Source organism: Streptomyces sp. SolWspMP-5a-2, assembly GCF_900091845.1.
Taxonomy (GTDB): Bacteria; Actinomycetota; Actinomycetes; order Streptomycetales; family Streptomycetaceae; genus Streptomyces; species Streptomyces doudnae.
This window is the reverse complement of sequence record NZ_FMCI01000147.1, coordinates 1-17,152: the sequence shown is the minus strand read 5'-3', so window position 1 is coordinate 17,152 and position 17,152 is coordinate 1. Positions and strand designations below refer to the sequence as shown.

Sequence of the window (17,152 nt, the reverse complement as noted above, 5' to 3'; positions counted from 1 at the left end):
ACCCCCGCCGGTGCGGCGGCCGGACGCCCGGTCCGCAGGCGCCGTGACCGACCGCGGTCACGGTGAGGAGCGCCCGGCTCGTGTGCCGTACCCGGTGGCGGCGGCCACCGGGGCGTGCGACGACGGCCCGCCGGTGACGGGGACCACCGGCGGGCCGTCGGCGTTCAGACCTCGGGGCGTGAGTGTCTGACGGCCTGCCTGACCTCGGTCTCGACCGTGTCGCGCGGCCGTCCCTCGTCCTTCGCGTACTCGGCGACCGTCGACTGGACCTCGCGGGCCAGGTCGCGCCAGGCACGCCACGCGGTCTCGTACGTGTCGGACTGCTGTCCGCTCCAGCCGCCCTGGTGCGTCGGCGGCCCGTAGGAGGCGCGCAGCTCCTCGACCCGGGTGTGGGCCTGGTCGGCGGCGCGCTGCTTCTCCACCAGTTCGTCGAAAGTGTGTGTCATATGTAATGACCATAAGGACGGTTCCGCGGTCCCGCGCGTCGAGCACGACGACGCGGGCCGAGCGCCGCCGGGCACCGGGTCCGGAACACGTGCGGGAGCCGACGCGCCCGCTGGTCAGGGACGCGTGCGGGAGCCCGCGTGCCCGCTGGGGCATGGGGCTCGGGAGCCCGCCGGTCCGCCGACGGCACGCGGGACGGGAACACCCCGCCCACCGGCCAGGCACCGGACCGTGGTCCCACCCCCTGGCCGGGCGCTCGGCGGAGCCCCTGTCCGTCAGGCGCTCGCCGGGAGCCCCCGCCCGTTGGTCGGACGTCGGACGGGAGCGCCCTCCGCTGCCGGTCAGGCGCCGGACCCGGGCCCCGTCTACCGGCCGGACGCCGGTTGGGAGCGCCCCGCCCGCTGGCCAGGCGCTTGCTCGGAGCCCCTGCCCCCTGGCCGGGGGTGGACCGGAGCACCTGCCCCTGCGGGCGTCCGACCGGCGCCCCCGCCTCCCTGATCCCCCCACCCCTCGACCCGCCCGCCCTCGACGCCCCCGGCGCTCAGTTCCCCGGTGTCGGCGTGGATGTCAGTGCCGTCTCCGTCGCGGGCAGGGCTGCCGTTCTGTCGGTCTCGACCAGGCCGATGCGGGTGCGGCGGTCGAGCAGGTCGGCTGCGTCCAGGGCGCCCTCGTGGCGGACCGCCCAGAGCAGTTCGGCGACGGTGACCTGGCCGCCGGGGTGCGCCCGCTCGGCGAGCCGGGGATCGGCCTCGGCCAGGGCCCGCACCGCCGGTGCCTCGGTGCCGTACCGCCGGACCAGCCGGGCGGGCGCCCGGAGCGCGGCGAGGACCTCCGGCCGGGCGGCGCCGACCAGCGGGAGCGCCGTCGTCCTGGACGGCCCCGCGGCCAGGCCGCGGACGCGGACCGCCGTGTCGACGGCGTCCTGCGCCATCCGCCGGTAGGTGGTGAGCTTGCCGCCGACCACGGTGACCACGCCGTCCGGTGAGGTCAGCACCGCGTGCCTGCGGGAGATGTCGGAGGTCTTGGCCCGGCCGCCGTCCCGTCCGGGCCGCCCGGTGTCGAGCAGCGGGCGCAGTCCGGCGAAGGCGCCCACCACGTCCGCCCGGCGCACCGGGGTGTCGAGGACGGAGCCGAGGACGTCGAGCAGGAACCCGATGTCCGCCTCCGGCACCTCGGGCACGTCCGGGACCGGGCCGGTCACCGGCTCGTCGGTGAGGCCGACGTAGACCCGGCCGTCGTCCTGCGGCAGCACCAGCACGAACCGGTTGCTCTCGCCGGGGACCGGGATGTGCAGCCCGGCCGGGAGCGGGCCGATGGCCTCCGCGCGCAGCACCAGATGGGTGCCGCGCGAGGGCCGCACCCGGATGCCGTCGACCAGGCCGCCCGCCCAGACCCCGGACGCGTTCACCACCGCGCGGGCGCGTATCTCGCCCTCCTCGCCGGTGAGTTCGTCGCGGACGCGGGCGCCGGTCGCCGTCAGTCCGAGGGCCCTGACCCGGGTGAGGATCCGGGCGCCGTGTCCGGCGGCGGTGCGGGCGAGGGCGGTCACCAGACGGGCGTCGTCGGTGAGTCCGCCGTCCCAGGACAGCAGGCCGCCGCGGAGGCCGCCGGTGCGCAGGGCCGGGGCGAGGTGCCGGGTCTCCACCGGGGAGAGGCGGCGCGGCGGGGGCAGGGTGGCGCGGGCGGTGCGGGCGGCGAGGCGCAGTCCGTCACCGGCCCGGAACCCGGCCAGCGTGAGCGCCGCCCGGCCCCGGGAGACCAGCGGGGTCAGCGGCAGCACGAAGGGCTGGGCGCGGACCAGGTGCGGGGCGGTGCGCTCCATCAGCACGCCCCGTTCGACGGCGCTCTCGTGCGCCACGTCCACCTGGCCCGAGGCGAGGTACCGCAGGCCGCCGTGGACGAGTTTGCTGCTCCAGCGGGAGGTGCCGAAGGCCAGGTCGTGGGCGTCGATCGCGGCGACGCGCAGACCCCGGGCCGCCGCGTCGAGGGCGGCACCGGTGCCGGTCGCGCCGAGGCCGACGACCAGGACGTCCACCGCGGGACCGCCGACGGTGGCGGCCAGTTCGCGCGAGCGGCGGGCCGCGGAGAGCGAGGATCCGGGGCGGTTCACGGGGCGAGGCTCCTCTCCAGGACGGAACGCAGCTCCCCGAGAAGGGCCTCGGCGGACAGCTCCGGGTCCGACGCGTCGGTCATGGTGCGCAGGGACAGGGCGAACGACTGCACGGTCAACAGCAGTGCGCGGGCCTGCCGTTCGGGGTGTCCCGACCGTACCGAGCCGTCCGCGTGCCCCTCCCGCAGCGCCCCGGAGAGCAGCGCGAGCAGCGCCTCCTGGCTGGCGCCACGCCGGTCGAGGACGTACGGCAGCAGCAGTTCGGGATCGACGTCGACGATCTTGCGGAAGAGGGGGTGGGCGCGGAAGGAGCGGACGCCGTCCACCAGGCCGGTCACCAGCAGGTCACGGGCGGCGGTGCCGGGGGCGCGCTCGGGCAGGGCGCCGGTGGCGACGGCGATCCACTCACGGGTCATCAGGTCGCCGACCAGGGAGCGGACGTCGGGCCAGCGCCGGTAGAGCGTCATCCGGGAGACGCCCGCCCGCCGGGCCACGTCGGTGAGGGTGGTGCGGCGCACCCCGACGGCGAGGACGCAGTCGCGGACGGCGTCGAGGATCGGGTCGTTCTCGGAGGCGCTTCCCGCGCCCTCCGGATGGTTGTGACGAATAGGCGTCATGTGTCACAGTGTAACGCCCCTGAGGCCGCCAGCGGCCCCGACCGCCGACACGACCCGTGAGGACGACCGCGATGGACATGCTCTGGAGCGGCTGGGGCGACCCGGCCGAGGCCGCACCGCTCCCGGAGACGGTGACCGGACTGCTGCGCGACCTGCTCGGGGTCAGGCCCCGTGCCGCCGGACCCCGCGCCCTCGCCTCACTCGACGTCCCCGCGCCCGACCTGCCCGACGCCGTCCTGGACGACCTGACCACCGCCGTCGGCGGCGCCGACCGGGTCCGCACCGACGCCGAGACCCGTGTGCGGCACACCCGCGGCAAGTCCACCCCCGACCTGCTGCGCATCCGCGACGGCGACCTCTCCGACGTCCCGGCCGCCGTCCTGCTGCCCGAGGACCACGACGACGTCCTCGCCGTCCTGCGGACCTGCGCGCGCCACGGCCTGCCGCTGGTGCCGTTCGGCGGCGGCACCTCCGTCGTCGGCGGCCTCGCCCCCGCCCGCCGCGGCCCCTTCGCCGCCCTCGACCTGCGCCGGATGGACCGCCTCCTGGCCGTCGACCCGGTCTCCCGCACCGCCACCCTCCAGCCGGGTCTGCGCGGCCCGCGCGCCGAGGAACTGCTCGCCGCGCACGGCTTCACCCTCGGCCACTTCCCGCAGTCCTGGGAGTGGGCCACCATCGGCGGGTTCGCCGCCACCCGCTCCAGCGGCCAGGCGTCCGCCGGGTACGGACGCTTCGACGAGATGGTCCTCGGCCTCACCCTCGCCACCCCCGAGGGCACCCTCGACACCGGCCGAGCCCCGCGCTCCGCCGCCGGACCCGACCTGCGCCAGCTCCTGCTCGGCTCCGAGGGCGCGTTCGGCGTCCTGACCTCGGTGACCGTCCGGGTCAGGCCCGTCCCCGAGGTCCGCCGCTACGAGGGCTGGCACTTCGCCTCCTTCGAGGAGGGCGCCGCCGCCCTGCGCCGCCTCGCCCAGGACGGCCCCCGCCCCACCGTGCTGCGCCTGTCCGACGAGACCGAGAGCCTGGTCGGCCTCGCCCAGCCCGAGGGGATCGGCGCCGCCGAGCCGCCCGCCGCGGGCTGCACCGCCGTCGCCGGGTACGAGGGCACCGCCGAGGACACCGACCACCGGCAGCGGCACGCGGCCGCCGTGCTGCGGGCCTGCGGCGGCACACCGCTGGGCGGGGAACCGGGGGAGCGCTGGGCGCACGGCCGCTACACGGCGCCCTACCTGCGCGACGCGCTCCTCGACGCGGGCGCCTTCGCCGAGACCCTGGAGACGGCGGCCTTCTGGTCCCGGGTGCCCGAGCTGTACGCCGCCGTCCGCGCCGCGCTCACCGGCACGCTCACCGAGGCGGGCACCCCGCCCCTGGTCATGTGCCACATCTCGCACGTCTACGAGAACGGCGCCTCCCTCTACTTCACCGTCGTCAGCGCCCAGGGCGACGAACCCCTCGCCCACTGGGCGCGCGCCAAACGCGCCGCGAACGACGCGATCCTCGCCGCCGGTGGCACCATCAGCCACCACCACGGCGTCGGCACCGACCACCGCGACGCCTACCTCGACGAGGCGGGCCCGCTCGGGATCGGGGCGCTGCGCGCCGTGAAGCGGCGGCTCGACCCGGCGGGTGTCCTCAACCCCGGTGTCCTGCTGCCCCTCGACTGACCACCACCGCCCGCCCCCGACTCCGCCCGCCCCTGGAGGCGCACCGATGCGACAGTTCACCGCCGTCGTCAACCCCACCGCGGGCCGAGCGGCCGGTGCCGCCGCGCTGCTCGCCGTCGCCCGGCGGCTGCGGGAGGCGGGCGCGGAGCTGGAGACCGCCTACAGCGGCAGCCTCGACCACGCGAAGGACCTCGCCCGCGAGGCCGGGGCGCGGGGCCGGGTGGTGCTCGCCGTCGGCGGCGACGGCATCGCGGGCGGCATCGGCGGCGCCCTCAGCGGCACCGGCGGCGTCCTCGGCCTGGTCCCGGCCGGACGCGGCAACGACTTCGCGCGCGCCCTGCGACTGCCGTCCGACCCCGGGGAGTTGGCGGACGTCCTGCTGCACGGCACCCCGCGCCCGGTCGACACCGTCGAGGTCAGCTCCGCCGTCCACGACCGCGCCGTCGTCCTCGGCAGCGTCTACGCCGGGGTCGACGCGCTCGCCAACCTGCACGCCAACCGGTCCCGGCTGCTGCGCGGCGCCGCCTCCTACTACGCGGGCGGCCTGCGCGCCGTCGCCACCTGGCGGGCGGCCCGCTACCGGGTCACCGTGGACGGCACCGAGCACCCGCACACCGGCTACACCGTGGTCGCCGCCAACTCCGGCTACTACGGCTCCGGCCGGGCCGTCGCCCCCGACGCCCGGGTCGACGACGGACTCCTGGACGTCGTCCTGATCCGCGACGCGCCCCGCCGCCTCTTCTTCGCCCTGATGAACGACCTGACCACGGGCGCCCACGTGCACCGGCCCCAGGTGGAGATCCTGCGCGGCCGCGAGGTCCGCATATCCGCCGACCGGGAGATCCCCTACGGCGCGGACGGCGAGGTCGACGCCGTCCTGCCGGTGACGGCCAGGGTGCTGCCGGGCGCCCTGCGCGTCCTGTACGGCACCCCGCGGCCGCCCGGAACCCGCCCCTGACCAGGGACGGTCCGGACACGTCCGCGCGCACCACCCCTTAGAGTGCTCGGCGTGCCCACCCTCCTGATCGTCCATCACACGCCCTCCCCGAACTGCCAGGCGCTCCTGGAGGCCGTCGTCGCCGGGGCCACCGCGCCGGAGATCGAGGGCGTCGACGTCGTCCGCCGCCCCGCCCTCTCGGCCACCGCCTCCGACGTCCTGGCCGCCGACGCCTGCCTGCTGGGCACCCCGGCCGCCATCGGCTACATGTCCGGCGCCCTCAAGCATTTCTTCGACCAGGTCTACTACCCGTGCCTGGACGCCACCCGGGGCCGCCCCTACGGCTGCTGGGTGCACGGCGGCAGCGACGTCACCGGCGCCGTGCGCGCCGTCGGGTCGATCGCCGGGGGCCTCGGCTGGCGGGCGGCGGCCGCACCCGTGACCGTCACCGGCACCCCGTCCCGGCAGGACCTGGAGTCCTGCCGCGAGCTGGGAGCCGTCCTGGCCGCGGGCCTGACGGACTGACAGGTCGCGCGCCCCGCCCGCGGCGCCCGCACCACCCGGGGGTGCCCGCACCCGATGTCCGAGCCAGGCTCTAAGCTCCTCGCCATGAACGAGGGGGACAGCGGCAGACGCGTGGTCGACGGGCGCTTCGCACTGGAGGCGAGGCTCGGCGGCGGAGGCATGGGCACCGTGTGGCGGGCCAGTGACCTGCTGCTGCACCGCAGCGTGGCCGTCAAGGAGGTCAGGCCCGCCGACCCGGGCCTCGCCGAGTACGACCCGGCGTCGGCCAGGTCGCTGCGCGAACGCGTGCTGCGCGAGGCCCGCGCGCTGGCCAGGGTCCAGCACCCGAACGTGGTGACGATCCACCACATCGTCGACGGCGGCGAGGGCACCTACCCGTGGATCGTCATGGAACTGGTCGAGGGCGGCTCGCTCGCCGACCGCCTCGCCCGCGGCCCGATGTCACCCGCCGAGGCGGCCCGGGTCGGCCGGGGCGTCCTGGACGCCCTGCGCGCCGCCCACGCCACCGGCGTCCAGCACCGCGACGTGAAACCGGCCAACGTCCTGCTGCGCACCGACGGCAGGCCCGTCCTCACCGACTTCGGCATCGCCGCGATCCGCGAGTCCACCGCCCTCACCGCCACCGGCTCCATCATCGGCACCCCCGACTACATGGCCCCTGAGCGGGTGATCGGCGAGGCCGGGGGACCGGCCGCCGACCTCTGGTCCCTCGCGATGATGCTCTACGAGGCCGTCGAGGGACGGCACCCGCTGCGCCGGGGGACGACGCTCGCGACGCTCGCCGCCGTCATCCGCGAGGAGGTCCCGCCGCCCGCGCGGGCCGGAGCGCTGGCCCCGGTCCTGCTGCGGCTGCTGGTGCGCGACCCGGCCGCCCGCCCGGACGCCGGGACCGTCGACCGGATGCTGGCCGCCGTCACCGACCCGGCACCCCGAGGACCGGCCCCCGGCGCCCACGCCTGCTCCGGGCCGCGCCGACGCGCCGCCCGCGCCCACCACGGGACCCCACCAGCCGCTCACCTCCTACCCCCTGGCGCCCCCGGGACAGCCGCCCGCGTCCGGCCCCGTGCCCCTGGTCACCTTCGTGCCGCCGCCCCCCGCCCGGCGCCCGGGACGGGTGCGGCGCGCGCTGATCGCCTCCGGGGCCGTGGGCGCCGTCGTGGTCGGCGGCGTCCTCTACACGGTGCTGCCGGACGACCACGGCAAGGGCAACTCCGCCTCACCCGGCTCCGGGGCGAGCACCTCGCCCGGCGCGAGCACCGGCAAGCGCACCCCGTCCACCGGCTCGGACAAGGGCGGCTCCACCGCGAGCCCGAAGGCGACCGCCTCCGAAGCCGCCGCCACGACGTACGGACTGCTCAGCCCCGACGGCATCAGGACCGCGATCAAGGCGATCCAGAAGGACACCGGCCGGACGATGTTCACCGACCTCACCGTCTACCCCGAGTTCGTCTCGGTGCGGGCGATGGTCTCCGGCAGCAGGAACCGCTACGACACCTACACCTACCGCACCGGCAGCGGCGTCACCAAGGGCATCATCAGCGGCAGCCTCTCCGGCGACGAGAAGGCCACGGATCTCAAGGAGTACGACTGGGACACGGTGCCCGCGCTGCTCGCCAAGGCCGAGAAGGACCTCAAGGTCAGCAAGCCGACCAACCGCTACCTGGTGCTCCGGGAGGCGGACAGCACCTTCGGCACCCCGGCCGGGATGATGATCTACCTCACCAACGAGTACCAGGAGGTCGGCTACCTGATCGCCGACCCCAAGGGCAAGCTCGTCGAGGAGCGCCCGTTCGACGACTGACCGTGCGCGCAACGGTCGTTGGGCCGGTTGCAGCAGCGGGGGAGGCCGACGCGGCGGCCGCGGGACAGGCTGGCCCTGCCCGCACCGCCCCGCCGCTCCCGGAGACCCGATGCCCCGTCGCGCCACCCCCTCCCGCACCCGACTGACCGCCGTCTGCGCCGTCGCCGCCTGCCTCACCGCCCTCGCCCCGGCCACCGCGCGCGCCGCCGCCCCCGCCGACCCGTCCGACGGCCGACTCCAGCGGCTGGCGCGGGAGTTCGTCGGCGCCCCCGACGGACCGCCGGGACTCATCGCCGTCCTGCGCGACGAGAAGGGCACCCGGGTCGTCCGCGCGGGCACCGCCGACCTCGCCACCGGCCGCCCGCCCCGCACCGGCGACCACATGCGCATCGCCAGCACCGCCAAGGCGTTCAGCGCGGCCGTCGCCCTCAGCCTGGTCGACCGTCAGGCCCTCGGCCTCGACGACACCGTGGGCCGGCGCCTGCCCGAGCTGCCCCGCGCCTGGCACCGGGTGACGCTGCGCCAACTGCTCCAGCACACCAGCGGCCTGCCCGACTACACCCTCAGCCCCGCCTTCGTGCGCCAGGTCACGACCGACCCGCACCACCGCTTCGACTCCCGCCGCCTCCTCGACTACGTGGCGGGCGACCCCCTCGGCTTCCGCCCCGGCAGCCGCTACCGGTACTCCAACTCCGACAACATCGCCGTCGCCCTGATGGCCGAGTCCGCGACCGGGACGCCGTACGAGGAGCTGCTGAAGATCCTCGTCGACCGGCCGCTCGGGCTGCGCGACACCACCCTGCCCCAGGGGTACCGGCTGCCCCGGCCGTACCTGCACGGCTACGACGTCGCACCGCCCGCCGCCCCCGAGGACGTCAGCGAGGTGCTCGGCGCCTCCGGGGTGTGGGCCTCCGGCGGGATCGTCTCGACGCCCGCCGACCTGACCCGCTTCGTCCGCGGCTACACCGGCGGCGCCCTGTACGGCGCCCCCGTGACCCGGGAACAGCGCCGCTGGATCGCCGGTGCCTCCGAGCCCGCGGGACCCGGACGCAACGCCGCCGGGCTCGGCCTCTTCCGCTACGGCACCCGGTGCGGGACGGTCCTCGGCCACACCGGGAACTTCCCCGGCTACACCCAGCTGATCGCCGCCACCCCGGACGGCCGCCGCTCGCTGACCTTCTCCGTCACCCGGCAGATCAACGAGTCCACCGCCCCCGACCTGCTGCGCCGACTCCGCGCCGTCCAGGAGGACTTCGTCTGCGCGCTGCTCAACCGCCGCTGACAGCAGCGCCGTCACCCCCGCCGTGCGCGCGGGTCCCGGCCGCCGGGGGCCACTCGCGGCGGTCAGGGGTGACGGGGGAGGATGACGGGGCAACCGATGTGAACGACCGAGTGGAGGAGCGGGCAGATGCAGCACGAGCGAGCGGGCCGTCCCGCGGGAGCCGAGGACCTCGTCGACGTGGCCCGGCTGGTCACCGCCTACTACGCACTGCGCCCCGACCCCGCGGACCCCGGCCAGCGCGTCGCCTTCGGCACCTCGGGGCACCGCGGCTCGTCCCTGGCGACGGCGTTCAACGACGACCACATCGCCGCCACCAGCCAGGCCATCTGCGAGTACCGGGCCCGCCAGGGCACCGACGGGCCGCTGTTCCTGGGCGCCGACAGCCACGCCCTGTCCGAGCCCGCCCGGGTCACCGCCCTCGAGGTGTTCGCCGCCAACGGGATCACGGTCCTCGTCGACGACGCGGACGGCTACACGCCCACCCCCGCGGTCTCGCACGCGATCCTCACCCACAACCGGGGCCGCGCCTCCGGCCTCGCCGACGGCGTCGTCGTCACCCCCTCGCACAACCCGCCCGGCGACGGCGGCTTCAAGTACAACCCGCCCAGCGGCGGCCCGGCCGGGTCCGACGCCACCTCGTGGATCCAGGACCGGGCCAACGAGCTGATCGCCGCGGGCCTCAAGGACGTCCGCCGCGTCCCGTACACCCGCGCCCTGGCCGCCCCCACCACCGGCCGCCACGACTTCCTCGGCGCGTACGTCGCCGACCTGCCGAACGTCCTCGACCTCGACGCGGTCCGCGCCGCCGGGGTCCGCATCGGCGCCGACCCGCTCGGCGGTGCCTCCGTCGCCTACTGGGGCCGGATCGCCGAGGAGCACCGCCTCGACCTCACGGTGGTCAACCCGCTCACCGACCCCACCTGGCGGTTCATGACGCTGGACTGGGACGGCAAGATCCGCATGGACTGCTCGTCGCCGTACGCCATGGCCTCCCTCATCGGGCAGCGCGACCGGTTCCAGATCGCCACCGGCAACGACGCCGACGCCGACCGGCACGGCATCGTCACCCCGGACGCCGGTCTGATGAACCCCAACCACTACCTGGCCGCCGCCATCGCCTACCTCTACCGGCACCGCGAGCAGTGGCCGGCCGGCACCGGCATCGGCAAGACCCTGGTGTCGTCCTCCATGATCGACCGGGTCGCCGCCGACCTGGGCCGCCCGCTCGTCGAGGTGCCCGTCGGCTTCAAGTGGTTCGTCGACGGGCTGGCCGACGGCTCCCTCGGCTTCGGCGGCGAGGAGTCGGCCGGGGCGTCCTTCCTGCGCCGGGACGGCTCGGTGTGGACCACCGACAAGGACGGCATCCTTCTCGCGCTGCTCGCCTCGGAGATCCTCGCGGTGACCGGGAAGACGCCGTCCGAGCACTACGCGGCGCTCACCGGCCGGTTCGGCGACCCCGCCTACGCGCGCATCGACGCCCCCGCGACCCGCGAGGAGAAGGCGCTGCTCGGGAAGCTCTCGCCCGCGCAGGTCGGGGCCGACACCCTCGCCGGGGAGGCCGTCACCGGGGTGCTCACCGAGGCGCCCGGCAACGGTGCCCCGATCGGCGGAATCAAGGTGACGACGGAGAACGCCTGGTTCGCGGCCCGGCCCTCCGGCACCGAGGACGTCTACAAGATCTACGCCGAGTCCTTCCAGGGCCCCGACCATCTGCGCCGGGTCCAGGACGAGGCCAAGGACGTGGTGCGGGCCGCGCTGGGCGGCTGACCGGGCGACGGGGGCCGGTGGACACGGGGTCCGCCGCCCCGTGTCCCGTTTGTAAGGAAAGAGGATGATCTAACCTGAGAGGGCAACCGTCCCCGCCGGAGTGATCAATGTCCCGCAAGGGTCCAACGGACGACGGCGACGAGCTGCTGGCCAGGCTCGGATCGCTGACCGCCCAGGCACGCGAACTCGCCGAGCTGCAACGCTCCCGGGTCGAGCTGGCCGTCGCCCTCCAGCGCGGCATGCTCCCCCGGGACCTGCCCGGCGTCCTCGGCGTGCGCCTGGCCGTCCGCTACGCCCCCGCCAACCACGGCCTCAACGTCGGCGGGGACTGGTACGACGCCTTCACCATGCCCGACGGACGGATCGGCCTGTCCATCGGCGACGTCCAGGGCCACAACATCGAGGCCGCCGCCTTCATGGGCCAGGTCAGGGTCGGTCTGCGCGCCCTGGCCTCGGTCACCAGCGAGCCAGGCGAACTCCTCGCCAGAACCAACGACCTGCTGCTCTCGCTCGGCACCGACCTCTTCGCCACCTGCACCTTCATCCGCCTCGACCCGGCCACCGGCGTCCTGGAGAGCGCCCGCGCGGGCCACATACCGCACATCTGGGCCACCGCCGACGGCAGGGCGGGCGTCGACGACGGCGAGGGCGGCCCGCCCCTCGGCGTCGGCCGGGGCATGGAGTACCCCGTCACCCGTCACCGGCTCACCACCGGAGGCGTCTTCGTGCTGCTCACCGACGGCGTGGTCGAAGGCCCCTCGCTCAGCCTCGACGAGGGCCTCGGCCAGGTGGTGCGGCTGGCCGGGATCGCCGCCGTCGCGGGCCTGGAGGCGGGCACGCTCGCCTCCAGCGTGATCAGGATGGCCGAGACGGTCGGCCACGAGGACGACGCGGCGGTCCTGGTCGTCCGCCACGACGGGCTCACCGCCGGCACCTGACCCGCGTCGCCCGGACGGCGGACACCGGGGCCGCCGACCGGGCCGCTCGTGTGGCCGACCGCGGGCGGCCGGTGTCTGATGGCTGCTGTGGTGGATACCCAGCAGCTGCGGCGACCGGTCGTGTTCGCCGTCCAGACGCTGACCGTCGCCGCCTGCTACTTCGCGGCCGGACGGCTCGGACTGGTGCGCCAGCTCACCGTCGAGGGCGCCGTGGTCACCCCCATCTGGCCGCCCACCGGAGTAGCCGTCGCCTGCCTCCTCCTGTACGGCCTGCGGAGCTGGCTCGGCATCGCCATCGGCGCCCTGCTGGTCGTCTGGTCGATCATCACCCCCGGCCCCTCCGTGATCGGCACCGTCGTCGGCAACACCCTCGCCCCCGTCTGCGCCTGCCTCATGCTGCGCAGGGTCGGCTTCCGCATCAACCTCGCCCGGCTGCGCGACGGCGTCGCCCTGGTCTTCCTCGGCGCGCTGGGCGCCATGCTGATCAGCGCCACCATCGGCGCCGGACTGCTCGTGCTCACCGGCAAGCTGGACCCCGGCGGCTTCTGGGCCGTCTGGCTCGCCTGGTGGGTCGGCGACGCGATGGGCGTCCTGCTCGTCACCCCCGTGCTGCTGCTCGCCCTCGGCGTCCGCGCCCGCCCCGACCTGGGCCGCTGGAGGGAGGCGCTCGGTCTGACGCTCATCGTCTGCGTCCTGGTCCCGGTCGCCACCCGGTCCACCCTGAGCCTGCTCTTTCTGATCTACCCGCTGCTGATCTGGGCGGCGCTGCGCTTCCAGCTCGTCGGCAGCATGCTCTGCGCCCTGTTCGCCTCCGTCATGACCACCGACGCGGCGACCGGCGGATCGGGCCCGTTCGTCCACCTGACCAGCGTCGAGGTGATGATCAAGCTCCAGGCGTTCAACGGCACCATGGCCCTGACCGCGCTGCTGCTCTCCGCGCTCATCGCCGAGCAGCGCAACACCCGGCGCTCGGTGGAACACGCCTGCGAGGAGCTGATGGAGGTCCTCGACCACCTGACGGCCGGGGAGACGCCGCAGGGACGGCCGCCTCCCGCGCGCCGTCCCCGGACGTGATCGTTCCTGCTTCCTGCCACCCGTTCTCGCACGTGCCGCCGAGGCGGCGTCCGCGTCAGCGCCCGAGCGGCAGGGTTACCGACTGCTGGTAGACCGAGGGCCGCTCGCCCGGGTAGGTCAGGGTCATCTGCGTGAAGACCGCTCCCTGGCCGCGGTTCTTCCACGGCTGGGTGTTCGCCAGGCGCACCACCACGGGGTACGAGTGGAAGGTGCCCGCCGCGCAGTAGGGCTTGCAGTCGTTGACCACGTTCACGCCCTCGCCGCGCGCTCCGTTCGGGCCCCAGCGTGTCCAGTGCAGCGACTCCAGCCTGCTGTTGCCGTCGCCGCAGGCGATGATCAGGGCGGTGGGGCGGACGGTGGACTGGTTCTGGCAGTCCACCAGCACCGGGTTCCGGTACCGCTGGTGGCTGACGTGGGCGGAGGCCGGCGTCGCCGTCGTGGCGGCGAAGGCAGGTGCCGCGGAGGCGGCGAGCGACGCGCCGCAGCAGAGGGCGACGGCCGTGGTGAGTGTGCGCATGACCATATTCGCTCCCGGCCCGTGCCTCGCGGCACCGGCGGTAGTCCGATCGTGGTTCCGACGCTAAGGCCGGGCGCGGTCCCGCACCACTCGAACGGAGCAGGGCGCCGGGCCGCCGCCCGCGCCCGCCCCGCGCGGCGGCCGGGCGACCGGGCCGCCGGGGTGACCTGAAGAAGTCTTCACAGCGCGGACGCCCGGCCCGGCGGGGCGGAACGCGGGGCCGGGACTAGATCTCCAGTTCGCCCTCGACGCGGCGGAGCTGGTGGCGGGCCATCGCCAGGTTCGAGCGGCTCTTGTCGACGACCAGGTACAGGAACAGCCCGTTCCCGTCGCGTCCGGTCACCAGCCGGATCAGGTGGTACTGGGCGTCGAGGGTTATCACGATGTCCTCGATGCCACTGGTGAGGCCGAGGTGCTGCATCGTGCGCACCTTGGCGCGGACCACGTCGGTGTTCCCGGCGGCGGCGATGTTGAGGTCCAGGTCCTTGCTCCCGCCCAGCGTGCCCAGGGCCATCCCGCTGGTGTAGTCGACCACGGCCACCCCCAGCGCTCCCTCGACGGAAGTCATCAGCTCCTTCATCGACACTTCCACGTTCGCCATGGAACCTCCCCTTGGTCGTCGGCTGCGGTGCCCCGGCGGTGGCCGGACCACCTCGTGCCGGGACGGTAGGCATGCCGAACCGGCATATGCCGAACGTCTTCGGGACTGGCGGAGGTTGGTCGGAACGTGGCGTCAAGTGACCGTTCCGATGTCGTGAAGTGGCCTTCTGTAGAAGGAAGTTGGCGACCTGTGCCCGGCCGTGCCCGAACCGCCGGTTCCGGTCATCGGATCGCCGAACGCGCAGCGCGGAAGCGCCAATTCCAGCCGTTATCTTGTCGCCTTCATGACAATCCTGTGGGCGGGATGTCAGTCTTCTGTCCGCGAGTTCACCTCGCATACACAACCCCCACACCTCGCGCATCCCCCACCTCCTCCCGCCCCCCACCTCCTTTCCCGCGCGGCCGGGCCCGCGGACGCCTCCCGGTGTCCGCCCGTGCCGCGTGCCGCACCCGCGTGCCGTCGGACGGCCACCCCCGGCCGACCGCTCTTCCCGGCCTCCATCCGAGGCCGACCGCAGCGAAGGAGAACACCTTGTCGCGGCAACACCGTCCCTCACACCGTTCCAGATACGCGCTGACCCTCGCCCTCACCGCCATCGGCACCCTGCTCGCCACCGGCGTCCAGACCGGCACCGCGGGCGCGGCCCCGGCCGCCCGCGACACGATCCGCGCCACCCCGAGGGCGGGCGCCGCCCCGGCCCACCTCACCCCGGCCCGGCGCGCCACCCTCATCAAGGGCGCCACCGCCGACGCCGCCGCCACCGCCAGGACCCTCGGGCTCGGCGCCAAGGAGAAGCTCGTCGTCAAGGACGTCCTCCAGGACGCCGACGGCACCGTCCACACCCGCTACGAGCGGACCTACGCCGGGCTCCCCGTCCTCGGCGGCGACCTGGTGGTGCACGTCAGGAACGGCAGGACCACCACCTCCGAGGCGACCGACGCCACGGTCACCGTGCCGACCCTCACCCCGAAGGTCAGCGCCGCCACCGCGCGGGGCAAGGCGCTCGCCGCCGCGAGGAAGGCCGACGCGCAGGACGCCGCGATCGACACCGCGCCCCGTCTGGTGGTCTGGGCCGGGGACGCCGACCGGCCCACCCTCGCCTGGGAGTCCGTGGTCGGCGGCCTCCAGCACGACGACACCCCGAGCGAGCTGCACGTCGTCACCGACGCGGCCACCGGCAAGGAGCTGTTCAGCTACGAGGGCGTCCAGACCGGCACCGGAACCGGCCAGTTCAGCGGCACGGTCCCGCTGAGCACCACGCTCTCCGGATCCACGTACCAGCTCGTCGACGGCGACCGGGCGGGCCACCGCACCTACGACCTCAACCAGGGGACGTCGGGCACGGGCACCCTCTTCACCGATGACAACGATGTCTGGGGTGACGGCACCCAGAGCAACCGGCAGACCGCCGGCGTGGACGTGGCCTTCGGCGCCGCGGCCACCTGGGACTACTACAAGGACGTCTTCGGCCGCAACGGCATCCGCAACGACGGCGTCGCCGCGTACAGCCGGGCCCACTACGGCAACAACTACGTCAACGCCTTCTGGTCCGACTCCTGCTTCTGCATGACCTACGGGGACGGCTCGGGCAACACCCACCCGCTGACCGCCCTGGACGTCGCCGCGCACGAGATGAGCCACGGCGTCACCAGCGCGACCGCGGGCCTGACCTACTCCGGCGAGTCGGGCGGCCTGAACGAGGCGACCTCCGACATCTTCGCCGCCGCCGTGGAGTTCCACGCCGACCTGCCCGCCGACGTCCCGGACTACTTCGTCGGCGAGAAGATCGACATCAACGGCAACGGCACCCCGCTGCGGTACATGGACAAGCCGTCGCGGGACGGCACCTCCCGCGACGCGTGGGACGCCTCGCTCGGCGGCATCGACGTGCACTACTCGTCCGGTCCCGCCAACCACTTCTTCTACCTGCTGTCGGAGGGCAGCGGCGCCAAGACCGTCAACGGCGTCGCCTACGACAGCCCGACCTCCGACGGCCTCCCGGTCACCGGGATAGGCATCGAGAACGCCCAGCAGATCTGGTACCGGGCGCTCACCACGTACATGACGTCGTCGACCAACTACGCGGGCGCCCGCACCGCCACCCTCCAGGCCGCGGCCGACCTGTTCGGCGCCTACAGCCCGACCTACCTCGCGGTCTCCGACGCGTGGGCCGGGATCAACGTCGGCCAGCGGATCGCGGAGGGCGTCAACATCGCCGCGACCGCCAACCAGACGAGCGGTGTCGGTGACGCCGTCTCGCTCCGGGTGGAGGCGTACACCACCCACACCGGCTCCGCGCTGACCTACGAGGCGACCGGCCTGCCCGACGGGCTCGCCATCGACGCCGACGGCCTGATCACCGGCAGCCCGACCACGGCCGGCACCAGCACCGTCTCCGTGACGGTGACCGACGGGACCGGCTCCACCGCGACCCGCTCCTTCACCTGGCGGGTGGCCCACCTCTACGCCAACGGCACCCGGATCGACATCCCCGACGCCGGAGCGGCCGTGGAGTCCCCGGTGACCGTGTCCGGGCGCGGCGGCAACGCCTCGGCGACCACCGAGGTCTACGTCAAGATCGTGCACACCTACCGGGGCGACCTGACCGTCGACCTCGTCGGGCCGAACGGCACGGTCTACTCCCTGCTCAACCGCAGCGGCGGCTCCGCCGACAACGTCGACCAGACCTTCACGGTCGACGCCTCGGCCCAGCCCGTCGACGGCACCTGGAAGCTGCGGGTCCAGGACCGGGCGTCGATCGACGTCGGCTACCTGGAGAAGTGGTACCTGATCCCCTGACGGTCCCGGGGGATCCCCTGACGGACCCCGAGGGTTCCTGACGGTCCCCGAGGCCCCGGCGGTCCCCGGCGGACCG

Annotated in this window: 14 protein-coding genes and 1 pseudogene; 10 read left to right on the top strand and 5 right to left on the bottom strand. The window is 74.7% G+C overall.

What is annotated here, in order from left to right; genetic code table 11:
- Nucleotides 1-164: 164 nt before the first annotated feature.
- The 3 genes from GA0115242_RS14420 to GA0115242_RS14410 form a co-directional block, all read right to left on the bottom strand.
- Nucleotides 165-446 carry a hypothetical protein gene (locus GA0115242_RS14420; protein ID WP_093828350.1) on the bottom strand — a complete coding sequence of 94 codons (282 nt, stop codon included), beginning with the start codon at nt 444-446 and terminating at the stop codon, nt 165-167.
- A gap of 539 nt (nt 447-985) precedes the next feature.
- The gene (locus tag GA0115242_RS14415; RefSeq protein WP_093828348.1) at nt 986-2,554 is read right to left on the bottom strand and encodes a glycerol-3-phosphate dehydrogenase/oxidase; all 1,569 of its coding nucleotides are present in this window, start codon (nt 2,552-2,554) and stop codon (nt 986-988) included.
- Nucleotides 2,551-3,171, bottom strand: a complete 621-nt coding sequence (locus GA0115242_RS14410; protein WP_093828346.1) for a TetR/AcrR family transcriptional regulator — start codon at nt 3,169-3,171, stop codon at nt 2,551-2,553. Before GA0115242_RS14410 ends, GA0115242_RS14415 begins: the two co-directional genes overlap by 4 nt.
- A gap of 71 nt (nt 3,172-3,242) precedes the next feature.
- On the opposite strand from GA0115242_RS14410, the gene GA0115242_RS14405 reads away from it, so the two are divergent.
- The 9 genes and pseudogenes from GA0115242_RS14405 (at nt 3,243) to GA0115242_RS14370 (ending at nt 13,159) form a co-directional block, all read left to right on the top strand.
- Nucleotides 3,243-4,835, top strand: a complete 1,593-nt coding sequence (locus GA0115242_RS14405) for an FAD-binding oxidoreductase (RefSeq protein ID WP_093828344.1) — start codon at nt 3,243-3,245, stop codon at nt 4,833-4,835.
- Between the two features lie 46 nt (nt 4,836-4,881).
- Complete coding sequence (locus GA0115242_RS14400; protein WP_093828342.1) at nt 4,882-5,793, top strand: YegS/Rv2252/BmrU family lipid kinase; 912 nt, start codon at nt 4,882-4,884, stop codon at nt 5,791-5,793.
- Between the two features lie 51 nt (nt 5,794-5,844).
- The gene (locus GA0115242_RS14395; RefSeq protein ID WP_093828443.1) at nt 5,845-6,297 is read left to right on the top strand and encodes a flavodoxin family protein; all 453 of its coding nucleotides are present in this window, start codon (nt 5,845-5,847) and stop codon (nt 6,295-6,297) included.
- Between the two features lie 54 nt (nt 6,298-6,351).
- A pseudogene (locus GA0115242_RS42460) lies at nt 6,352-7,128 on the top strand (serine/threonine-protein kinase); the annotation flags it as partial.
- 232 nt (nt 7,129-7,360) lie between these two features.
- Entirely contained in the window at nt 7,361-8,098 is a 738-nt protein-coding gene (locus GA0115242_RS42455; RefSeq protein ID WP_346013143.1) for a hypothetical protein, read from the top strand.
- Nucleotides 8,099-8,207: 109 nt separating this feature from the next.
- Complete coding sequence (locus GA0115242_RS14385; protein WP_093828340.1) at nt 8,208-9,380, top strand: serine hydrolase domain-containing protein; 1,173 nt, start codon at nt 8,208-8,210, stop codon at nt 9,378-9,380.
- Nucleotides 9,381-9,506: 126 nt separating this feature from the next.
- On the top strand, nt 9,507-11,147 hold the full coding sequence (pgm, locus tag GA0115242_RS14380; RefSeq protein WP_093828338.1) for a phosphoglucomutase (alpha-D-glucose-1,6-bisphosphate-dependent): 1,641 nt from the start codon (nt 9,507-9,509) through the stop codon (nt 11,145-11,147).
- 107 nt (nt 11,148-11,254) lie between these two features.
- A complete protein-coding gene (locus GA0115242_RS14375; protein ID WP_093828336.1) occupies nt 11,255-12,085 on the top strand; it encodes a PP2C family protein-serine/threonine phosphatase in 831 nt (276 codons plus the stop codon).
- A gap of 87 nt (nt 12,086-12,172) precedes the next feature.
- Complete coding sequence (locus tag GA0115242_RS14370; RefSeq protein WP_093828334.1) at nt 12,173-13,159, top strand: MASE1 domain-containing protein; 987 nt, start codon at nt 12,173-12,175, stop codon at nt 13,157-13,159.
- A gap of 55 nt (nt 13,160-13,214) precedes the next feature.
- Here the strand turns inward: GA0115242_RS14370 and GA0115242_RS14365 are convergent, their stop codons facing one another.
- Nucleotides 13,215-13,676: a hypothetical protein gene (locus tag GA0115242_RS14365; protein ID WP_237549048.1), complete on the bottom strand. Its 462-nt coding sequence runs from the start codon at nt 13,674-13,676 to the stop codon at nt 13,215-13,217.
- A 226-nt stretch (nt 13,677-13,902) separates the two neighbouring features.
- Nucleotides 13,903-14,277, bottom strand: coding sequence for a hypothetical protein (locus GA0115242_RS14360; protein ID WP_093828330.1), 375 nt, complete (start codon nt 14,275-14,277; stop codon nt 13,903-13,905).
- Between the two features lie 531 nt (nt 14,278-14,808).
- On the opposite strand from GA0115242_RS14360, the gene GA0115242_RS14355 reads away from it, so the two are divergent.
- Nucleotides 14,809-17,076: a M4 family metallopeptidase gene (locus GA0115242_RS14355; RefSeq protein ID WP_093828328.1), complete on the top strand. Its 2,268-nt coding sequence runs from the start codon at nt 14,809-14,811 to the stop codon at nt 17,074-17,076.
- The last annotated feature ends 76 nt before the right edge of the window (nt 17,077-17,152 follow it).

What these genes read in the sequence shown, in the direction of transcription:
- GA0115242_RS14420 (WP_093828350.1), bottom strand. Translation starts at nt 446, where the DNA reads ATGACACACACTTTCGACGAACTGGTGGAGAAGCAGCGCGCCGCCGAC.
- GA0115242_RS14410 (WP_093828346.1), bottom strand. Translation starts at nt 3,171, where the DNA reads ATGACGCCTATTCGTCACAACCATCCGGAGGGCGCGGGAAGCGCCTCC.
- GA0115242_RS14405 (WP_093828344.1), top strand. Translation starts at nt 3,243, where the DNA reads ATGGACATGCTCTGGAGCGGCTGGGGCGACCCGGCCGAGGCCGCACCG.
- GA0115242_RS14400 (WP_093828342.1), top strand. Translation starts at nt 4,882, where the DNA reads ATGCGACAGTTCACCGCCGTCGTCAACCCCACCGCGGGCCGAGCGGCC.
- GA0115242_RS14385 (WP_093828340.1), top strand. Translation starts at nt 8,208, where the DNA reads ATGCCCCGTCGCGCCACCCCCTCCCGCACCCGACTGACCGCCGTCTGC.
- pgm (WP_093828338.1), top strand. Translation starts at nt 9,507, where the DNA reads ATGCAGCACGAGCGAGCGGGCCGTCCCGCGGGAGCCGAGGACCTCGTC.
- GA0115242_RS14375 (WP_093828336.1), top strand. Translation starts at nt 11,255, where the DNA reads ATGTCCCGCAAGGGTCCAACGGACGACGGCGACGAGCTGCTGGCCAGG.
- GA0115242_RS14365 (WP_237549048.1), bottom strand. Translation starts at nt 13,676, where the DNA reads ATGCGCACACTCACCACGGCCGTCGCCCTCTGCTGCGGCGCGTCGCTC.
- GA0115242_RS14360 (WP_093828330.1), bottom strand. Translation starts at nt 14,277, where the DNA reads ATGGCGAACGTGGAAGTGTCGATGAAGGAGCTGATGACTTCCGTCGAG.